This window comes from Streptomyces sp. NPDC093149, assembly GCF_044754145.1.
Taxonomy (GTDB): Bacteria; Actinomycetota; Actinomycetes; order Streptomycetales; family Streptomycetaceae; genus Streptomyces.
Window position 1 is genome coordinate 60241 of record NZ_JBIVON010000004.1, and the last position, 16044, is coordinate 76284.

Consider the following 16044-nt stretch of genomic DNA (forward strand, 5'->3'; position numbering starts at 1 on the left):
GTCGGCCTTCAGAGCTCTCCGCGCTCGAGCAAGTCCCTCATGGCGTCCTCGGCGCGGCGGAGCACGATCCGCCCGTCTCCGTCGCTGAAGGCCAAGAGGTCCGCCCCGGGTGCGATGCCCGCCTCCGCGAGCAGCCCGATGGGGAGCTCGACCCGGCCGTGGTCGTCGACACGGAGTTCTGCAGGTTCACGAAGCATGGGACGAGTGTGGCACCCTCACACTCGTAGGGCCGACGACGGGCTGGGGCTGAGGTATGGCAGCACGTGAGGACACCACGAGCGCGGAGTGGGTCAGCACCGAACTCAGCGGCCATCTGCAGGGTCGGCGCGTCCGCGACACGAAGCCGGAGGTGGCCCTCCGGCGTGCCGTACACCGGCTCGGCCTCCGGTTCCGTCTACAGCGCAAGGTGGCTGCCCGTTGCACGGCGGACTTCGTCCTGCCCAGGTACAACGTGGCGGTGTTCGTCGACGGGTGCTTCTGGCACGGATGTCCTGTGCACGGCCCGAAGACATTCCGCGGCCCGAACGCCTCCCTGTGGGAAGCGAAGATCGAGACCAACAAGGAGCGCGACCGCCGGAACACCGCAACAGTCGAGGCCGCCGGCTGGACCGTCGTCCGTGTCTGGGAGTGCGAGATCCGGGCGGACGTCGAGCGCGCTGCGCTCAGCGTCGCCCGGCAGTGCGACCAGGCTCGCGAGCCTGGGCCGGCACCGTCTCCCGTCCGTGGGTCCCGGTCAACGCGTCCGTGAACAGGTCGCCCGAGACGCTCTCTCTGGCGACGCAGTACTTGCTCAGGGGGCACAGCTCGCAGAGCGGCTCCTTGGCCCGGCAGAAGCTGCTTCCGATGAGCCGAAGCGCCGCCATACGTAGAGGCGCGTCCTCGCCAGCTCCGACGAGCTTCACCAAGTCCACTCGACCGTCGCTGAGCCTGTTCGTGCGATCCGAATCGCTACCGTGCAGACGGGCGGCGACGCGCAGCGCCCCCTGCCCGACCCACAGGAGATCCTCGCCGACCAGCAGCCGGTAGACCGTCGCCTCGGCCGGCTTAAGCTTCAGCTGCTCGCGGACCTTCTCCTCGTCGCCCCAGACGCTCGACTTGCCGATCACCGCGGCTAGCCGGGCGACCCGCGCCTTCGCTGCCTCGGAGGGTGCCGCCGCAGTGAGTGCCTCGAGCGCGGCCTTGCTCAGGGACGTCCGCCCCCGCACGACCTCGACCATCTCCGCCAGCTGCGCGGGCTGGATCCGCGTCCCGGACAGTATGGCCACGACGGCGGCCTGCAAACCCGACATCTGCTCGCCCGGAAGCTGGTACCAGTCCTCCGACTCACGCCGTCCTTCGGCCCAGGCGGTCAGATCCCTTCGCACCGTGCGCCAGTGCGGCTGGAGTCCACCCTCGCTCGGTCGCTCGTCGCCCACGGGCAGCAGCGCTTCCGCCGCAGCCTCGCCAAGAAGGGGCGGCACAGCGTTACCGATCTGACGGAAGGCGTCACTGCGCGTGCCGGCGAATCGGAACTTGTCCGGGAAAGTCTGCACCCGCGCGGCCTCGCGCACGGTGAGGGTGCGCGGCTGATCCTGGTCGGGGTGGATGTACCAGTAGCCGTCCTTGGCGATGTGTGCGGTGATCGACCTGCTGAGGTCCGCCCAGTCGAGCTTCTTGTACTTGTCCGTGAAGTGGTCGGCCTTGTAGCGCTGCAGTTCCGGGGAGATCTCCGAGTACAGGGTCTTGGAGTCCATGCTGGAGAAGATCTCCGCGTCGTCCTTCCGGACCCGTCGGGTCATGTGGTCCCATATCCGGTCCTTGCGCGCCCACTTACGCATGTCCTGAGCGAACTTGGAGAGCTCGGACGGCTCGTCGTACGGGAGTTCGCGCTGCCCGACACGCTCAGTGGGCACGACAGGCAGCACCGGCAGGTCACCGATGGCGTCACGCAGCGTGGTCCGCTGATCGTGCTCCAGCTCCTGCCGCCACGAGAAGCGCTCCACGTCGTTCCTCGCCAGCAGGATCAGTCGCTTCCTGTGCTGCGGAACGCCGTACTTCCACGCATCGACGAGACGGACCTGCGTCGCGTAGCCGAGGTCCTCCAGCTGCTCCTCGATGGTGCGTACCACGAAGAAGTCGTCACCGAGACCCATGTCCGGCACGTTCTCCATGAGGACCGCACGCGGCCGGAGGCGCTTCACGACGTCGAGGTAGGCGCTCCACAGTTCCTTGCGGCGATCATGGGGATCGCGGCCGTGATGCTCCACGAGGCTGCGGATCTTGCTCCGACCAGCCCTGCTGAACGGCTGGCACGGCGGGCCGCCGGCCACCAGATCGATCTTGGCCGGCGCCAGCATCTCGACGAGCCTGTCACGCTCGTCAGGATTGCCCAGGTCCATGTGGAGGCTCATGCCCGGGAAGTTCGCGGCGTGCGTCTGGAGCGCCCGCTCGTCGAAGTCGACCGCGGCTGCGACCGTCCATCCGGCTCGCTCCAGTCCGAGGCTCAGTCCACCCGCTCCGGAGAAGAGGTCGACGGCCAAGCGCTTTCCAGCACCGAAGCCACCGAGCCACTTGCCGAAGTTCTCGGGCTTGCAGCTGTTCCTGTGACGCTTGAGCTCCAGGTAGTCGCTTCGCTCCAGAGGCACCTCATAGTGCTGCCTGCGCACTGCGCCAACCTCCATCGGACGAGAAGAACGAGCACCAGGAGATCACACAACCTCTGGCAAGATCAAGAATCCGGCGTCTACCTCGGAAAACAAGATCGATCGGACGCCCCAGGCACCCCGAGAATATTACGCGGCACCCACCCCTGTGACCGAAAGCAGCCCCCAGTAACTCCAGAGGGGGTCAATCATACGGACAAACACTGACAAGATCGCTAGGAGTCCTGTTGTCCATGCCACCCGCAGACGGACATCGCTCGCGGCAGCACAGACACCGGAGCTCATGCCATTGCCACGTCCGCGGCATCGGATTCCGCTCCGAGGCGATGCCCGGATCCTGCGGTTGGCCGATCCTATGGTCGAGCTGGAAGGCCCCCGAACGTTCGGGGAATCCGGAGGACTACGAACGCTGACGCGAGCCAGGACTTCGAGCCACTGGTTGGCGGCCACCTGGCACGGGCGTACCGGTCCGGAGACTGAGCAAGCCGCCCTTCCCGCTACCCAACGGCGGAATACCCGGAGCCTCCCGTTGATTGGTCTTTGCAGAGATCACGGGAGGGGGCGCTGGTGGCCGAGTTGATGTTGTTCCGGCGGGACGCGGACGGTCGGGATGCCGAGCTGTCCGGTTCGACGGTGGCGCTGGAGGTGGAGCTGCAGCGGCGGGTGGAGGCCGGTCTGGAGCAGATGCTCGGTATCCGGTTCGTGGCGTCGGAGTACGTGACTGGTCCGTGGCACCAAGGGCGGATCGACACGCTGGGGCTGGATGAGAACGGCAGTCCGGTGGTGATCGAGTTCAAGAAGGGCTCCAACAGCGGGGTGTTGTCGCAGGCTGTCTCCTATCTGTCCTGGCTGGACTCGGCGCGCCACGAGTTCGAGGCGCTCGTCCGGAAGGTTCTGGGCGTGGAGACCGTCGAGTCGATCGACTGGCGTCGTCCGCGGATGGTCTGTATCGCGGCCGGGTTCTCCCACCACGACCGTGTGGCCGTGCAGCGGCTGCCTGAGCGGATCGACCTGGTGCGCTACCGGGTGTTCGAGGGCGGCCTGCTGAGCCTGCTGCTCGTCGATTCCTCGCCCGGCTCGCCGAGCGCCGCTTCGCCCCGGCGGAATCGAGGGCGGGAGACGGTGGTCGACAGCGCGCCGGCGGTCCCGACAGCTCCTTCGCCGACGGGTGCCGGCCTCGTGCCCGAGTGCCTGCGGGACCTGTACAGGGAGCTGGACGAGGCGCTGACGGCGTGGGGCGAGGTCGAGGTCGCGGTCCTGCGGCACTACATCGCCTACCGGCGGCTGGTGAACGTCGCGTCGGTGATCTTCCGCCCGAAGCACGAGGCGATCCTGGTGTACCTCAGACTCGACCCGGACTCGGTCGAGTTGGAGGAGGGCTTCACCCGGGACATGCGCGGCATCGGGCACCTGGGGACCGGGGACCTGGAGGTACGGCTCGTCTCGGCGGCCGACCTGGAGAAGGCGGCCCCGCTCATCCGGCGGGCGTTCGAAGCGGCCTGACGCAACGAGAAGGGCGGCTGGCGCATCGGTTACTCGATGCACCAGCCGCCCTTCGGCGTCTGCGGTCCGCCGGCCCCAGGCTCTCTCCGCTCTCATGCTCAGTCCTCCGGTCCGGCCAGGTCGAAGTCGTCCTTGGTCAGCTCGGCCTGGAGTCGCTGCTCGGCGACGTCGGCGTAGTGCGCGGACAGCTCGACGCCCACGAAGCGGCGTCCCTCGCGCAGGGCCGCGACGCCCGTGGAGCCGCTGCCGGTGAACGGGTCGAGGACGGTGCCGCCCTCGGGGCAGACCTGTACGAGCTGCTGCATGATCTCGACAGGCTTCTGCGTGATGTGGACCCTGCCCTTGCGAGGCTGAGAGGCAATGTAGTGGCCGGGCAGGTAAAGGTCGCGGGTGTTGTCGAGGGATCCCTTGACGCCCCACAGGATGAACTCGGAGTCCTGCTTCGGCCCGCCCTTGCGGGGCCGACTGGCGGGCTTGATCCACGGGATGGTGCCGCTCCAGGTCCAGCCGGCCATCTGCAGGGCGTCGGTCGTGGTCGGTTCCTGGCGCCAGTCGGAGAAGACCATGACCACCGCGTGCTCGGTGGAGGCCCGGTACGACTCGGTGAGCAGTTCGGTCAGCCAGGAGCGGTAGGAGCGCTGATCCCGGTTCTCACCGGGGAAGTTGGCGAGGTCGTGGGCCGAGTTGCCGGTGACGTACTTGGCTCGTGCGGTGCGTCCGGTGCGTTCCGAACTGGTGCGTCCACCGGAGTTGTACGGGGGGTCGGTGATCACCGCGTCGACGCTCTCGTCCGGGAGGGACTTCAGGACGGTCAGGGCGTCGCCTCGGTGCAGGGTGTAGCTCACGGGAAGGGCCTCTCTCGGCGTGTGGTGGGACTGCTCCGCGCTCCGGGCAGCCTTCAACGGCGTTCTTCCGGGGCGGGGTTGCGCCGGAGGTTAGCGGTGATTTCCGGCCGGGCCCAGCGAGGTGGGCCGCTCTGGCAGCACGGTCTGGGGAGTCGTTTGGTGCGGCCGGAATCCCGGTCTACTGTCTCGCCGTGTCGCCGGGCAGGAGCCTCGCTCCACCCCAGTTGACCTGTGCTTATCCGTGCTGTCTCGTCCAATCGAGCAGTGTCGGGGGCGCGTTGCCCATGCATTTCCGAGCGCTGTCCGGAGGCCCCGGTGTACTGCCTGAGATTACGAGCGCGGCTGGCTGCCGCGCGTGACCTGAGACCGGCGCCTGGGAGCTATCAGCTCCCCTGCCCCGGGCCCGCCTGAGCGGCGGATGCACATCGGCGCGGTGCCGACGGCTTTGCACGAGAAGTCGGCACCGCGCCTCCTACGAACCCGAGGAGCCGCTGCGATGCAGCATGCCCTGATACACCCGCGCCCCGACCCACTGCGGTCACCCGGCCGACACCAGCGTCTCGGTGAACGGCGGCGGCAATGAAGAAGACCACCGGTGCCCTCGTCGGTCTCTGCGCGACCGGCCCGCTGCTGCTGGCCGTTCCGATCCTCGCCATCGGCGCCGGAACTGCCTCGGCCTCCTGCTCGACCGGCGGTGCACAGGCGGTGAATACCTCCGCCGTCGCCAAGCAGGTGAAGGCCATCCTGCACGGCGGCGACAAGGGCAAGGCCTCCGTGCCGGGCCTGGACGACCCTGCCGAGCAGGTACCCAACGCCAAGACGATCCAGGCCACCGGCGTCGCGATGAACATCCCGGCCCGCGGGCAGGTCGTGGCCCTGGCGACCGCCCTGCAGGAGAGCGGTCTTCGGAATCTGACCTACGGCGACCGCGACAGCTTGGGCCTGTTCCAGCAGCGGCCGTCGCAGGGCTGGGGCACGGCGAACCAGATCCTCGACCCGGTGCACGCCAGCAGCAAGTTCTACGAGGAACTCAAGAAGGTGTCCGGCTGGCAGTCCCTGTCCATCACCCAGGCCGCCCAGGCGGTGCAGAAGTCGGGCTTCCCGGAGGCGTACGCCAAGTGGGAGCCATTGGCCACCGCCCTGCAGAAGGCCATCGAGCCTCTGCTGCCGAAGGCCGGCGCCCCGTCGCCGAGTCCTTCGTCGTCCGGCTCGGCCGACGCCAGTAGTCCCTCGCCCGCGGACGCCGGTGGCTGTTCGGCGAACGGGGACGGGACCGACTTCGGCACCATCCCTGCTGGCGCTCTGCCCGATGAGTACAAGATCCCCGCCGATGCGTCGCCGAAGGTGCAGACGGCGATCCGGTGGGCGCTCGGACAGCTCGGCACGCCGTATCAGTGGGGCGGTAGCTGCACGAACTCCCACGGCAAGAACGCGATGGGCCGGTGCGACTGCTCCTCCCTGGTGCAACAGGCGTACAAGGCGGCCGGGGTGTCCCTGACGCGGACCACGTATACGCAGGTCAAGGACGGCAAAGCGGTATCGGTCGACGCGCTTCGGCCGGGTGATCTCCTGTTCACGGAGGGGACGGCCGCTGTGCCCGAGCACGTCGGGATGGTGATCGGGCAGGGCCTGATCGTCCATGCCCCGCATACCGGCGACGTGGTCCGCATCGCGACCCTCGACTACTGGAAACCGCGGATTCTCGCGGCTCGCCGAGTCGTCTGACCGGCGCTTCCCTCCTCCCCCTCTTTCTCGCAACGCCGCTTCGCCCGTGCGGGCTTTGGCGTGCCATAAATCGAACTGGAGTTCCATGTTTCTCGCCGAGCAGGTCATACAGCTCGCCTACGATCCCGGGATCAAGCCGAACGAGGGCGGCCTGCCAGGCCTGTCCGTTCTCAAGCAGGTGATGGGCTCGATCAACCTCTTCGGCCTCGTCGCCGTGGTCGGCGCCCTCGCCGTCAGCGCGGGCGTGTGGGCCTGGGGCCACCACTCCGGCGGCCACCAGGCGGAGGCCAACGGGAAGAAGGGCGTGCTTGTGAGCGCCGGCGCGGCCCTTCTGCTTGGCGCGGCGAACGGTGTGGTGGCGTTCTTCAGCACACTCGGGACGCAGGTCCACTGATGGCCCAGCATTCCACCCACCCCGGCGGCGCATCTCGCGTGCGCCGCCGGGCGCTGCTCGGCACCGTCGTCCTGGTGGTGCTCGTCGCCCTCGCCGGCCTGGCCGCCTACCTCACCCGCGACGGCAGGAGCTCCTCGAAAACCCCTGCTCCGCAGCCGAGTTCGCCCGTGGCCTCCTCCTCGCCCGCGGCGCCGTCCGGCCCGCACACCCGGCCTCGTGCTCTTCCTGTCCCGCCGAAGACGCACGATCGGATCAAGTACGGGAAGGCAGCCGCTGCTGCGCTGTGGTCCTACGACACACGGGCCTACTCCCAGCGTGAGTTGCTGGACGCCCTGCACGGGTGGCTGACGCGCGAGAGCAAGTACGTCGACAAGGCTTCGGTCGATGCTCTCGTCCCTTCACCTGTCCTGTGGAAGGAGATGGCGGCCAACGGGCAGTTCGCCTCCGCCACGGTGAACGAGGGGCACTTTCCCGAGTCGTTCAACCGGGCCCTGCAGGAGGATCCCGGGGCGATCACGCAGACGTACGTCTATGCCGTCACGGTCTCCGGCAAGCAGTCGATCGCGTGGAACGGCTCGTCCGCGGGAGGTGCGGAGAGCCGTGTCACCACCCTCGCGGTCCAGTGTCGGCCCTCTCAGCCCTGCGCCCTGGCCGGCGTTCTGCCGGCTGTCGCCCCCTGACCCCTTCCGCAGAAAGGAGGTACTGCCATGGGAGTTTGTGACTTCCCCCTGATGGATAAGGTCTGCGGCACCGTTGATTTCGTCAGCAACCCGGCCGGAGCAGTGACCGACGGCATCGGCGCATGGCTCGCGAAGTCAGCGGGTGAGCTGGCGGCGACCGCTACGGATCTCGCTTCCGATGCTGTCAATATGACCACTGCCATCGACCTCGACGCCAAGTGGTTCCGGGACAACTACGAGCTGCTGCTGCCCATCGGGCTCGCCCTGACCGTGGGGGCCTTCTGCATTCAGCTGATGACCGCGGCATGGAGGCGGGACGAACGCGCCCTCGCTCAGGCCGCGATCGGCACCATGATCGGTGTCCTCTTCAGCTTCTGCGCCATCGCTTTCACGTCCGTCGCCATCACAGTCGTTGACGCGTTGTCGGACGGCTTGTTCCAGGCAGCGAACAGTTCCGTGGATGATGCGGTCCGCCGCATCGTCAAGGTCAACATGCTCGGTGCGCTGTACCCGATGGGCTGGGCCGTCCCCGTCCTGATCGCTGTCGGCTGCGCGGTGGGCGCCTTCCTCTACTGGGGGGTCATGGTCGCCCGCAAGGTCGGCATCCTGATCCTCGTCACACTCGCTGTGTTCGCTGGGGCCGGCGGAGGATGGGAGGTCGCGAAGAAGTGGCGGCGCGGCTGGATCGAGGCCACCGCCACCCTGATCGTCTCCAAATTGCTGATGACGGTGGTCTTCCTGATCGGTGTCTCCGCGCTCGGCAAGACGGAGACCACCGACGGCATGGGCGCACTCTCCGACGCGATGGCCGGGATCGTCGTGATGGTCCTGGTTCTGCTGTGCCCCTACGCGACCTACAAGTTCGTCCACTGGGCCAGCGACGGCGGCGGCCACGACGACCTGCACCGCACCGGCGTCGCCGGCATGGCGGTCGCGGCCGGAGCGGCGAAGACCGCAGGCTCCCTGGCGATGCAGGCCAGCACCGGGATGCCCGCACCGCAGGGCCCGAACAAGGTTCCCGGTGCGGGTTCCGACGGCGTCGCCTCCGGTATCAACCCCTCTGGCCGCACCCTCAGCAAGGAGGGCATCGACGCCGGGCCGCCCAAGCCGCAGACCCGCTTCCGGTACGGCGAAGACCCGAACGCCACCGGCGACAAGGGCCGGGCCCTGATCCAGCGGCCCGGGATCCCACCGCTCATCACGCATCCCGGCGAGGACGAAGCAGACGGGTCCGAGGTGACCGTCCAGGGCGGCTCCGGCCATCTGGCGGGCACGTCGACACCGGGCAGCAGGCAGGCCCCTGTACCGCCTGTCGCCCCCGGACCCTCGGCCGCCGGTTCTCCGACGCCGACGACCTGGGTGTTCCCCACCCAGCCGCCCAGGGGTTCGTGACCCACCACACCCCAGGGGGCGGGCCGTATCGCACGGCCCGCCCCCGCCTCACCCGACCAGCAGGAAGGTTCCGCCATGACATCCAGAAGATCGCCGCGCGCCCCGTCCCCCGCCCGTTCTCACCGTCTGGAACCCCCTTGCCCGGCAAGCACCAGGCCCCCTCGGCCACCGTGAAGTTCCCCCACCGCAGCAGGCGCGGCATCCTGCTCGGCCTGACCGCCCCACAGCTGACCGTCACCGGCCTCACCGGCCTTCTCCTTCTCGCCGTGGTCCTGACCCGCGGCGTGGTCGGCGCTCTCCAGCTCATCCCGCTGTGGGCCGCCATCGCCCTCCTCGTCTTCGTCCGCCACCGCGGCCGTGCCCTGGCCGACTGGGCCCCGATCGCCACCCGGTACGTTCTGCGCCGGATGCGAGGCCAGCTCGTCTGGCTTACCCGCCCCTCCCGTCGGCCGACCCGCGAAGGACTGCTCCACCTGCCCGGTACCGCCGCGAGCCTGCGCGTGGTCACCGCGCCGGACGGCCGCTACGGGGCGGTCCACGACCCGCACAGCGGCACGCTGACCGCCGTGGTCAAGGTGTCCTCCCGCGCCTACGCGCTGCTCGACCCGGGTACCCAGCAGGCCAACGTCGGCGGCTGGGGACGCGCGCTGGCCGCTCTTGCCCGTACCGGGCAGGTCGCCCGCATCCAGGTGATCGAGCGAACGGTTCCGGACTCCGGCGACGCCCTGCGCCGTTACTGGGAGGAGCACGGTCAGCCGCACGCCACCACGGCGGGGCCGATCTACAGCGAGCTGATCCAGAGCGCGGGCCCGGCCGCCGCGCCGCACGAGGCATACGTCGCAGTGTCACTGGACACCAAGGCGGCGCGGCGCCTGATCAATCAGGCCGGCGGTGGGCTGACCGGCTCCTTCAGTGTCCTGGCGCAGCTCACGTCCACCTTCGATCAGGCCGCGCGGACCGCCGGGCTCAACCCCAGCGGCTGGCTCACCGCCCGCGAGATCGCGGCCGTCGTGCGCACCGCGTACGACCCCAAGGCCCTTACACCGCTGGACCGTTGGTCGGCCGATGGCCGTCCCGAGGCCGAGCCCGCCGCCGCCGGGCCCGTCGTGGTCGTCGAGAAGGCGGACCACATCGTGACCGACTCGGCCGTCCACGCGACGTACTGGGTGGAGAACTGGCCCAGGACCGAGACGTCGGCCGGGTTCCTGCATCAGCTCCTGTTCACCGGCGGGGTCCGGCGCAACCTGTCGCTCTCCTACGAGCCGAAGGGCCTGGACGCCGCGCTGCGTGACGTTCAGCGCAAGAAGGCCAGCGTGGTCGCCGATGCCGCCGAGCGAGCCCGACGCGGCCAGGTCGACTCCGAAGCGGACTCGGTCGAGTACCAGGACATCAAATCCCGCGAACGGCAGCTCATCGCGGGCCATGCCGATGTCGCGCTGACCGGGCTGCTGACCGTCTCGGCCGACTCCGAGGACGAACTGCGTACCGCGTGCGCGGTCGTGGAGACCGCCGCTGTCGGTGCGCAGCTCGACGTTCGGCCGCTGACCTGGCAGCAGGCCGAGGCGTTCACCGCCGCCGCCCTGCCGCTCGCGCGCGCCGCCTGACGCCGGCCTTTCCTCACCTTCCGAAAGAGCACCCTCATGTCCCACACCGCCAGCTCGACCGCGCAGGACTTCGTGCCCTTCGCCACCGCCGCGCTCGACTTCCACCGCGCACTCAACATCCCCGGCGGCCCGCTCGTCACCACCCGCGCAGAGCTGGACGCCCTGCACGCGCATCTCGTCGCGCTGTACGGGCTGCTCGATGCCCATGCCGTCCGCACCGGTCAGCTCGTTCCGGCCGAGGGCGACCCGCTCCGTGCCGCCCGCACCCGCATCTGGCAGGCCGCCGAACATCTCCACTCCGCGTACCACGCGGCGCCCCGGCCGGACTCGGGCGAAGTGCCCGAACCGGAGGCGTGCCGGGCGGGCCTGCCCGACGGGGCCCCGGAGCTGACCATCTGCCAGCGCCACCAGCGCACCGCGCACCTGGTGCGCCGGCGCACCACCCCGGCCGACCTGCACGCGCCGTTCACCGGCCTCGTGCGCCGCTGACCTCCCCCGTCTGGAGAAACGTTCATGTCCCGCACCCGCGCCAGCGCCTCCCCTCTCTACGTGCCCCGCAAGGCGTCGCGTGCCGAGCAGAGGGCCACCCGAGCCGGTTTCGCCGAGGCCCGCCGCCAGGCCCGGCTCGCCGAAACGCACCCCAAGCACCACGGCCAGCTCCGCCAGGCCGCTTCGCTGGTAGAGGGCGAGGAGGTGGGGGTGTTCTTCCAGCTCGGGGGCGAAGCTGCGTTCGGTGTAGGCGGTGAGCCGCGCGGGGTCGTACGCCTCGTTCAGCCAGCCGCCGACGAGGTCGCGGGCCTTGGACAGCACGGCGCCGTGGACCAGGCCACAGCGTATGAGCACGCCGTCGTCGACGAACTGGCGCCGCTCTTCGTCGCTCCATGTCACGGATCGGGGCATGGTGGATCTCCTTCCGGAGGGACGGGACAGGGCCGGGGCGGGGAGGGGGCCGCCCCGGCGAGGAGGAAGGGGCGGGTCAGCCGCGTCGGCCGAGGACGACCTGGAAGGAGGCGTGCTCGATCAGGCCGTCGGCGGCGGCGTGCTGGTCGAGCAGGGCGCGGGCGCGGCGCTCGAAGTCGTCGACTCGCTCGCCGAACAGCGGCCTGGCGGCGAAGGAGGTCGAGTACAGGTAGCCGATCACCGTCTCGGTGCTCCACGTCCGCTCGACGGCGATGGTGTGCTCCTCGACCTGACCGAACGCGGACTCGGCGAGGATCTCGCGGTACGGCCGGTCGTGCGCCGCGTACTTCTTGCCCACCCCTGCCCGCCGCTCCTCGCCCAGGTACTCCTGGATCAGGGCCCGCAGGGCGTCGGTCCACTCGGTGCGCGCGGTCCACAGGCTGCCGTCCCCCATGACCGCGACTGTCGCGTCCGGCGTGGTCATGCCCTCCAGGCGCGACAGCACCACGTCCTGGTTCATCCAGTGGAAGGCGCGGCAGACCGTGACGAGATCGGCCTGGTAGGAGGCGGGCGGGGTGAATTCCTCGGCGGGAGCGTTGTGCAGGCGGACGGTGACCGGCAGCCCGGCGAGCGCCTTGTCGGCCTCGCCGAGCATGTCCGCGTCCTGCTCGACGACGTCGATCTCCGTCATCTTCCCGGCCAGGGCCAGGGGGACCTGCCCGGTGCCGGATCCGAGGTCGAGCAGGGCCCGGTGTTCCTTGCCAGCCACCCGCTGTGCGAGCAGCTCGACGGCTTCCTTCGGGATGCCGGGCCGGTAGGCGGCGTAGAACGGGGCGGTGGTGTCGAACTGACTCATGGGGTGGTGCTCCTGGTGGAAGAGGTTGACGGGGGAACGGTCTGCTCGATGTGCCGGACCGCACGGCCGAGGTCCGGCACAATCGTGACCCGGCCGGGGTGCTCGGCCAGCAGTCGGAGTTCTTCGGCCGACGGCGGGCGCGAGGTGATCCACAGAGCGTGGGCTCCGGCGGCGAGGGCGCCGCGCACGTCGTAGTCGAAGCTGTCGCCGACGTGCAGTACCTCCGCGGGGTCGCGGCCGTGCAGCCGAGCGACAGTCTGCACGGCGCGCGGGTCGGGCTTGGCGAACCCGAGCTGCCACGACGGGTGATGGGCCCGGAGGTGGGGGGCGAGGAGGGCGGCGACGTCGGTCTCCCGTTCGTCCCAGTGGCTCACGTTTGACAGGGTGACCACCGGAACGACTTGGGCGACACACGCCACCGCCTCCACTGCGCCGGGCCACAGAACGAAGCCGGGCGGACGATGGTCGTGGGGGAAGACGGACGGCGCAAGACCCAAGGCGGCGCACACCGTCTGCGGCCCCGTCGCATCGCTGCGCGGGTCCAGGGCGTGCAGGATCTGCTGGGCGATCTGCTTCGCCTGCCGGACCGGTAATGGGGACAGCTCCACCAAGCGTTGCGTGAGCGTCGTCCCGGACGGCTCTCCCAGGGTGTATCCGACATCGAGGCTCACCAGCCGCACGCAGGTCGCCGGACTCACGAACGATCCGCCAAGGCCGCGACGATCAGGCCGATCCGCTCGGTGCGCACGAGACCGGGACCGGCTTCGCCGAGGAAGGTCAGAAGTTGCCGGGCCTCGGCCGGTGACCAGCCGCTGGCTTCGACACCTGCCTCGGCAGCCGCCTGGGCGAGGTCGTCGGGGATCGTCGGCGGGCGCGAGCCGTGCGGTATCAGCAGTGTGCCGCTCCACTCCTCGCCGGCCTGCCCCTGCGGCAGGGCCGGGACGAGGGGCGAAAGGACGGTGACGTCGTCGAACGTCAGGATCCTGACCGGGAGTTCGGACAGGTGCACCGGCTGGTCGAGGCGCAGGGTCGGGGACAGGAAGGTGTCGTATCCGCTCAACCGCTCGCCCACGACGAGCAGCACCTTCTCCTCGCGCTGCTCCAGGCGGCCGTGGACCGCCAGCTCGCCTGTGTGCAAGGGCATTACCGGCGCACCTCCATCCCGAGACCGGGCCGGTCGGGGAGAGCGACGTGCCCGCCGTACGGCTGGAGCGTGCCGCTCAGTGCCCGTTGACGTCGCGGCTCCCACACCACCTGGTACTCCACCGCGCCCGACACGTGAGGGAACGCGGCGGCCAGGTGCACGGCAGGCAGGAACGCCCGGCCGTGCAGGTGGACAGGCACCTTCGCGTCGTGGGCGGCGCCCAGCCAGCCCCGCGCTTCGGTGATGCCGCCGCACCACACCGCGTCGAACGTGAACGCCTCCGGCCGACAGTGCTCCAGCAGGGCTAGGACGTCCTCCACATGGGTCAGCCGCTCGCCGAACGCTACTCTCAACCCTTCTGCCTGCCCGCGCAGTTGCGTGTACGCGGCCCGGTCGGTCCGCACCAGCGGGTCCTCCACCCAGCGCACCGACTCCGGGGCGAGGAGCGGTGCGACTTCCGTGGTCCGCAGGTGGCCCCATGTGCCCAGGGCATCCACCGCCACGCTCTGCCCCGCCCACACCGCAGCCCGTTCGGCCAGCAGCGCGACTTCGCCGACTTCCGCGTCGCGCAGCGCCCACTTGGTGAAGGCAAACCCCTCGCCGGCTGTGGCCCGGACGGACTCTTCGGCCGAAGCGGAGGTCAGGTCCAGGGAGAGCCAGGAGGCGTAGACCGGTACCTGCCGCGCGGGCCGGTTGCTGAGCAGGGCCGCAACAGGGAGGTCGGCGAGACGGCCGTGCAGGTCCCACGCCGCGCAGTCCAACGCCCCCACCGCCCAGCGCCCGAGCCCCGCCGCGTGCGGACCGAGTTCGGCCAGGAGCCTGCTCAGCAGCCCCTTGTGGTCGGTCACCGGGTGCCGCAGCACGCTCTGCCCGAGCCGGGTGGCGACGAGCGCGGCGGGCAGCTCGTCGACCGGAGCGAACACTCCGGCCACCCCGCGGGCCTCGACTACCACCGCGAACCGGCTGTCGCCCGCCTCCCACGGACCCGCCGCTCTCTCATCGAGGCGCTCGACCCGCACCCGGTCGATGACCGTGTCAGCAGGGCCCATCAACGAGGTCCTCCCCCGCGTACGTGAAGTACCACAGCGGCCGGTAACACTCCCAGCCCACCGGCTTCAGCCCGGTCGGCGCCATGGCCCGCTCGATGGCCGTACGTGCCTGCAGGTAGTACTCCAGGCTCTCCGCGCCCGGCGTCCGCATGCACTGCATCATCACCGTATGCGCCTGGAAAACCTGGTAGTTCGGGAACGCGTTGACCATGCGCGCCAGCGCGTTCACCCCGCGCACGAGGGCCTCCATCGGGTCCAACCCGACGATGTACGTGTACGAGGTGTCCAGCCCCGCCGCCCGCGCCCGTGCCAGCAGGTCCGGCATCTGCTCGGGCCGCAGGTCGGCCTTGGTGGACTTCATTAAGGCCTCCCGCCGGGTGAAGTGCTCGGCCGTCAGCCTGAGCACGAACGGCGCCACCTGCGACGCGATGGTTCTGAACGCCTCGTCGCTGCGCAGCACGGAGGTGAGGAAGCCGATCCGGGCTCCGATGCCGGCCCGCTCCAGAGCGGGCCGCAGGGCGGTCAGGTGGGCAACGGCGGCCTCCTCCCGCTCGAAGCAGCCGGTGGAGACGGTGACCTCGGTCAGTTCGGCCATGTTGCGGCGGGGGTGCTGTTCACCGAGGGCGCGCAGCAGGTCGTCGAGCCCCTGCTCCTCCTGCAGCCGTGGGTCGGCGGCGGCCTCCAGGGTGTTGGGGCACCAACCGCACCCGACGCACCGGCTGCGAGCGTTGGGGTTGAGGGTCACGGCCCGGCCGCCGTTGCGGAAGTACCCTCCGACGGCCTCGTCGGCGTCGATGCGCTCGACGTGCGCGATCACCTCGCCGTTCAGCGACAGCTCGTCGCCCCTGAGCAGGAACGGGCTGGCCGGCCGGTTCAGCGGGACGATGATCTGCCAGGGGACATCGGGGCGGCGTACGAGGCGGAGGGTGACCCGGGCTCGGTGACGGTCCTGGTCTGAGGTGATCCCGTACAGGTTGACGGCGATCAGTAACACGTCCTCGACGGGTACCCCGTAGGTCAGGGCGGCCCGCTCCAGGTGACGCAGGCGTGCTGCGCCGACGGCACCGTCCGAGGATAGGACCGGGCTCTTGGAGAGATGCGTCATGAAGGGCTCCAACTATCTCGGATGTGTGGGGGCGTTGCTACGGAGCGGGTCGGCATCGTGCCGTGTGCGGCCCCCGAGCAGCAGGGTCCGCCAGGTACAGCGATCACGCGCTGCCGGCAGCCAGATCCTGCTCGGCCCCGCATCCGCGGTGGACAAGCGAGGAACCGAGCCGTACGGCACGTGCAGGAGGGGGAGAGAAACGTTC

16 protein-coding genes are annotated in these 16044 nt (G+C 69.9%); 8 read left to right on the top strand and 8 right to left on the bottom strand.

The window, feature by feature from the left end; genetic code table 11:
* Positions 1-8: 8 nt before the first annotated feature.
* Positions 9-197, bottom strand: a complete 189-nt coding sequence (locus tag ACIQCZ_RS13850) for an AbrB/MazE/SpoVT family DNA-binding domain-containing protein (protein ID WP_037655330.1) — start codon at positions 195-197, stop codon at positions 9-11.
* A gap of 56 nt (positions 198-253) precedes the next feature.
* Here ACIQCZ_RS13850 and ACIQCZ_RS13855 point away from each other — a divergent pair, with 56 nt between their 5' ends.
* The gene (locus tag ACIQCZ_RS13855) at positions 254-748 is read left to right on the top strand and encodes a very short patch repair endonuclease (protein ID WP_402282240.1); all 495 of its coding nucleotides are present in this window, start codon (positions 254-256) and stop codon (positions 746-748) included.
* On the opposite strand, the gene dcm is transcribed toward ACIQCZ_RS13855, so the two are convergent.
* On the bottom strand, positions 663-2660 hold the full coding sequence (gene dcm / locus ACIQCZ_RS13860; RefSeq protein WP_402282242.1) for a DNA (cytosine-5-)-methyltransferase: 1998 nt from the start codon (positions 2658-2660) through the stop codon (positions 663-665). The genes ACIQCZ_RS13855 and dcm overlap by 86 nt on opposite strands.
* A gap of 549 nt (positions 2661-3209) precedes the next feature.
* Between dcm and ACIQCZ_RS13865 the strand changes: the two genes are divergently transcribed.
* Positions 3210-4145 (top strand): DUF5655 domain-containing protein, encoded by a 936-nt coding sequence (locus ACIQCZ_RS13865; RefSeq protein WP_402282244.1) that lies wholly within the window; start codon positions 3210-3212, stop codon positions 4143-4145.
* A 98-nt stretch (positions 4146-4243) separates the two neighbouring features.
* Here the strand turns inward: ACIQCZ_RS13865 and ACIQCZ_RS13870 are convergent, their stop codons facing one another.
* A complete protein-coding gene (locus tag ACIQCZ_RS13870) occupies positions 4244-4990 on the bottom strand; it encodes a DNA-methyltransferase (RefSeq protein WP_402282246.1) in 747 nt (248 codons plus the stop codon).
* A 579-nt stretch (positions 4991-5569) separates the two neighbouring features.
* On the opposite strand from ACIQCZ_RS13870, the gene ACIQCZ_RS13875 reads away from it, so the two are divergent.
* The 6 genes from ACIQCZ_RS13875 to ACIQCZ_RS13900 all read left to right on the top strand — a co-directional run bounded on the left by ACIQCZ_RS13875 (position 5570) and on the right by ACIQCZ_RS13900 (position 11274).
* Positions 5570-6715: a C40 family peptidase gene (locus ACIQCZ_RS13875; protein ID WP_402282248.1), complete on the top strand. Its 1146-nt coding sequence runs from the start codon at positions 5570-5572 to the stop codon at positions 6713-6715.
* A gap of 85 nt (positions 6716-6800) precedes the next feature.
* Positions 6801-7109 (top strand): DUF6112 family protein, encoded by a 309-nt coding sequence (locus tag ACIQCZ_RS13880; protein ID WP_362451481.1) that lies wholly within the window; start codon positions 6801-6803, stop codon positions 7107-7109.
* A complete protein-coding gene (locus tag ACIQCZ_RS13885; protein ID WP_402282250.1) occupies positions 7109-7789 on the top strand; it encodes a hypothetical protein in 681 nt (226 codons plus the stop codon). Before ACIQCZ_RS13880 ends, ACIQCZ_RS13885 begins: the two co-directional genes overlap by 1 nt.
* Before the next feature lie 27 nt (positions 7790-7816).
* Positions 7817-9181, top strand: a complete 1365-nt coding sequence (locus tag ACIQCZ_RS13890; protein ID WP_402282252.1) for an ATP-binding protein — start codon at positions 7817-7819, stop codon at positions 9179-9181.
* 137 nt (positions 9182-9318) lie between these two features.
* On the top strand, positions 9319-10785 hold the full coding sequence (locus ACIQCZ_RS13895) for an SCO6880 family protein (protein WP_402282254.1): 1467 nt from the start codon (positions 9319-9321) through the stop codon (positions 10783-10785).
* A gap of 36 nt (positions 10786-10821) precedes the next feature.
* Positions 10822-11274, top strand: coding sequence for a DUF6238 family protein (locus ACIQCZ_RS13900; protein WP_402282256.1), 453 nt, complete (start codon positions 10822-10824; stop codon positions 11272-11274).
* Between the two features lie 487 nt (positions 11275-11761).
* Here the strand turns inward: ACIQCZ_RS13900 and ACIQCZ_RS13905 are convergent, their stop codons facing one another.
* The 5 genes from ACIQCZ_RS13905 to ACIQCZ_RS13925 are packed head-to-tail and all read right to left on the bottom strand — an operon-like array spanning position 11762 to position 15839.
* Entirely contained in the window at positions 11762-12541 is a 780-nt protein-coding gene (locus ACIQCZ_RS13905; protein ID WP_402282258.1) for a class I SAM-dependent methyltransferase, read from the bottom strand.
* On the bottom strand, positions 12538-13239 hold the full coding sequence (locus ACIQCZ_RS13910; protein WP_402282261.1) for an HAD family hydrolase: 702 nt from the start codon (positions 13237-13239) through the stop codon (positions 12538-12540). The genes ACIQCZ_RS13905 and ACIQCZ_RS13910 overlap by 4 nt, the downstream gene beginning before the upstream one ends.
* Positions 13236-13685, bottom strand: coding sequence for a hypothetical protein (locus ACIQCZ_RS13915; RefSeq protein ID WP_402282263.1), 450 nt, complete (start codon positions 13683-13685; stop codon positions 13236-13238). The genes ACIQCZ_RS13910 and ACIQCZ_RS13915 overlap by 4 nt, the downstream gene beginning before the upstream one ends.
* A complete protein-coding gene (locus ACIQCZ_RS13920) occupies positions 13685-14734 on the bottom strand; it encodes an enolase C-terminal domain-like protein (protein WP_402282265.1) in 1050 nt (349 codons plus the stop codon). Before ACIQCZ_RS13920 ends, ACIQCZ_RS13915 begins: the two co-directional genes overlap by 1 nt.
* Positions 14721-15839: a hypothetical protein gene (locus tag ACIQCZ_RS13925; protein WP_402282267.1), complete on the bottom strand. Its 1119-nt coding sequence runs from the start codon at positions 15837-15839 to the stop codon at positions 14721-14723. The genes ACIQCZ_RS13920 and ACIQCZ_RS13925 overlap by 14 nt, the downstream gene beginning before the upstream one ends.
* Positions 15840-16044: the final 205 nt, after the last annotated feature.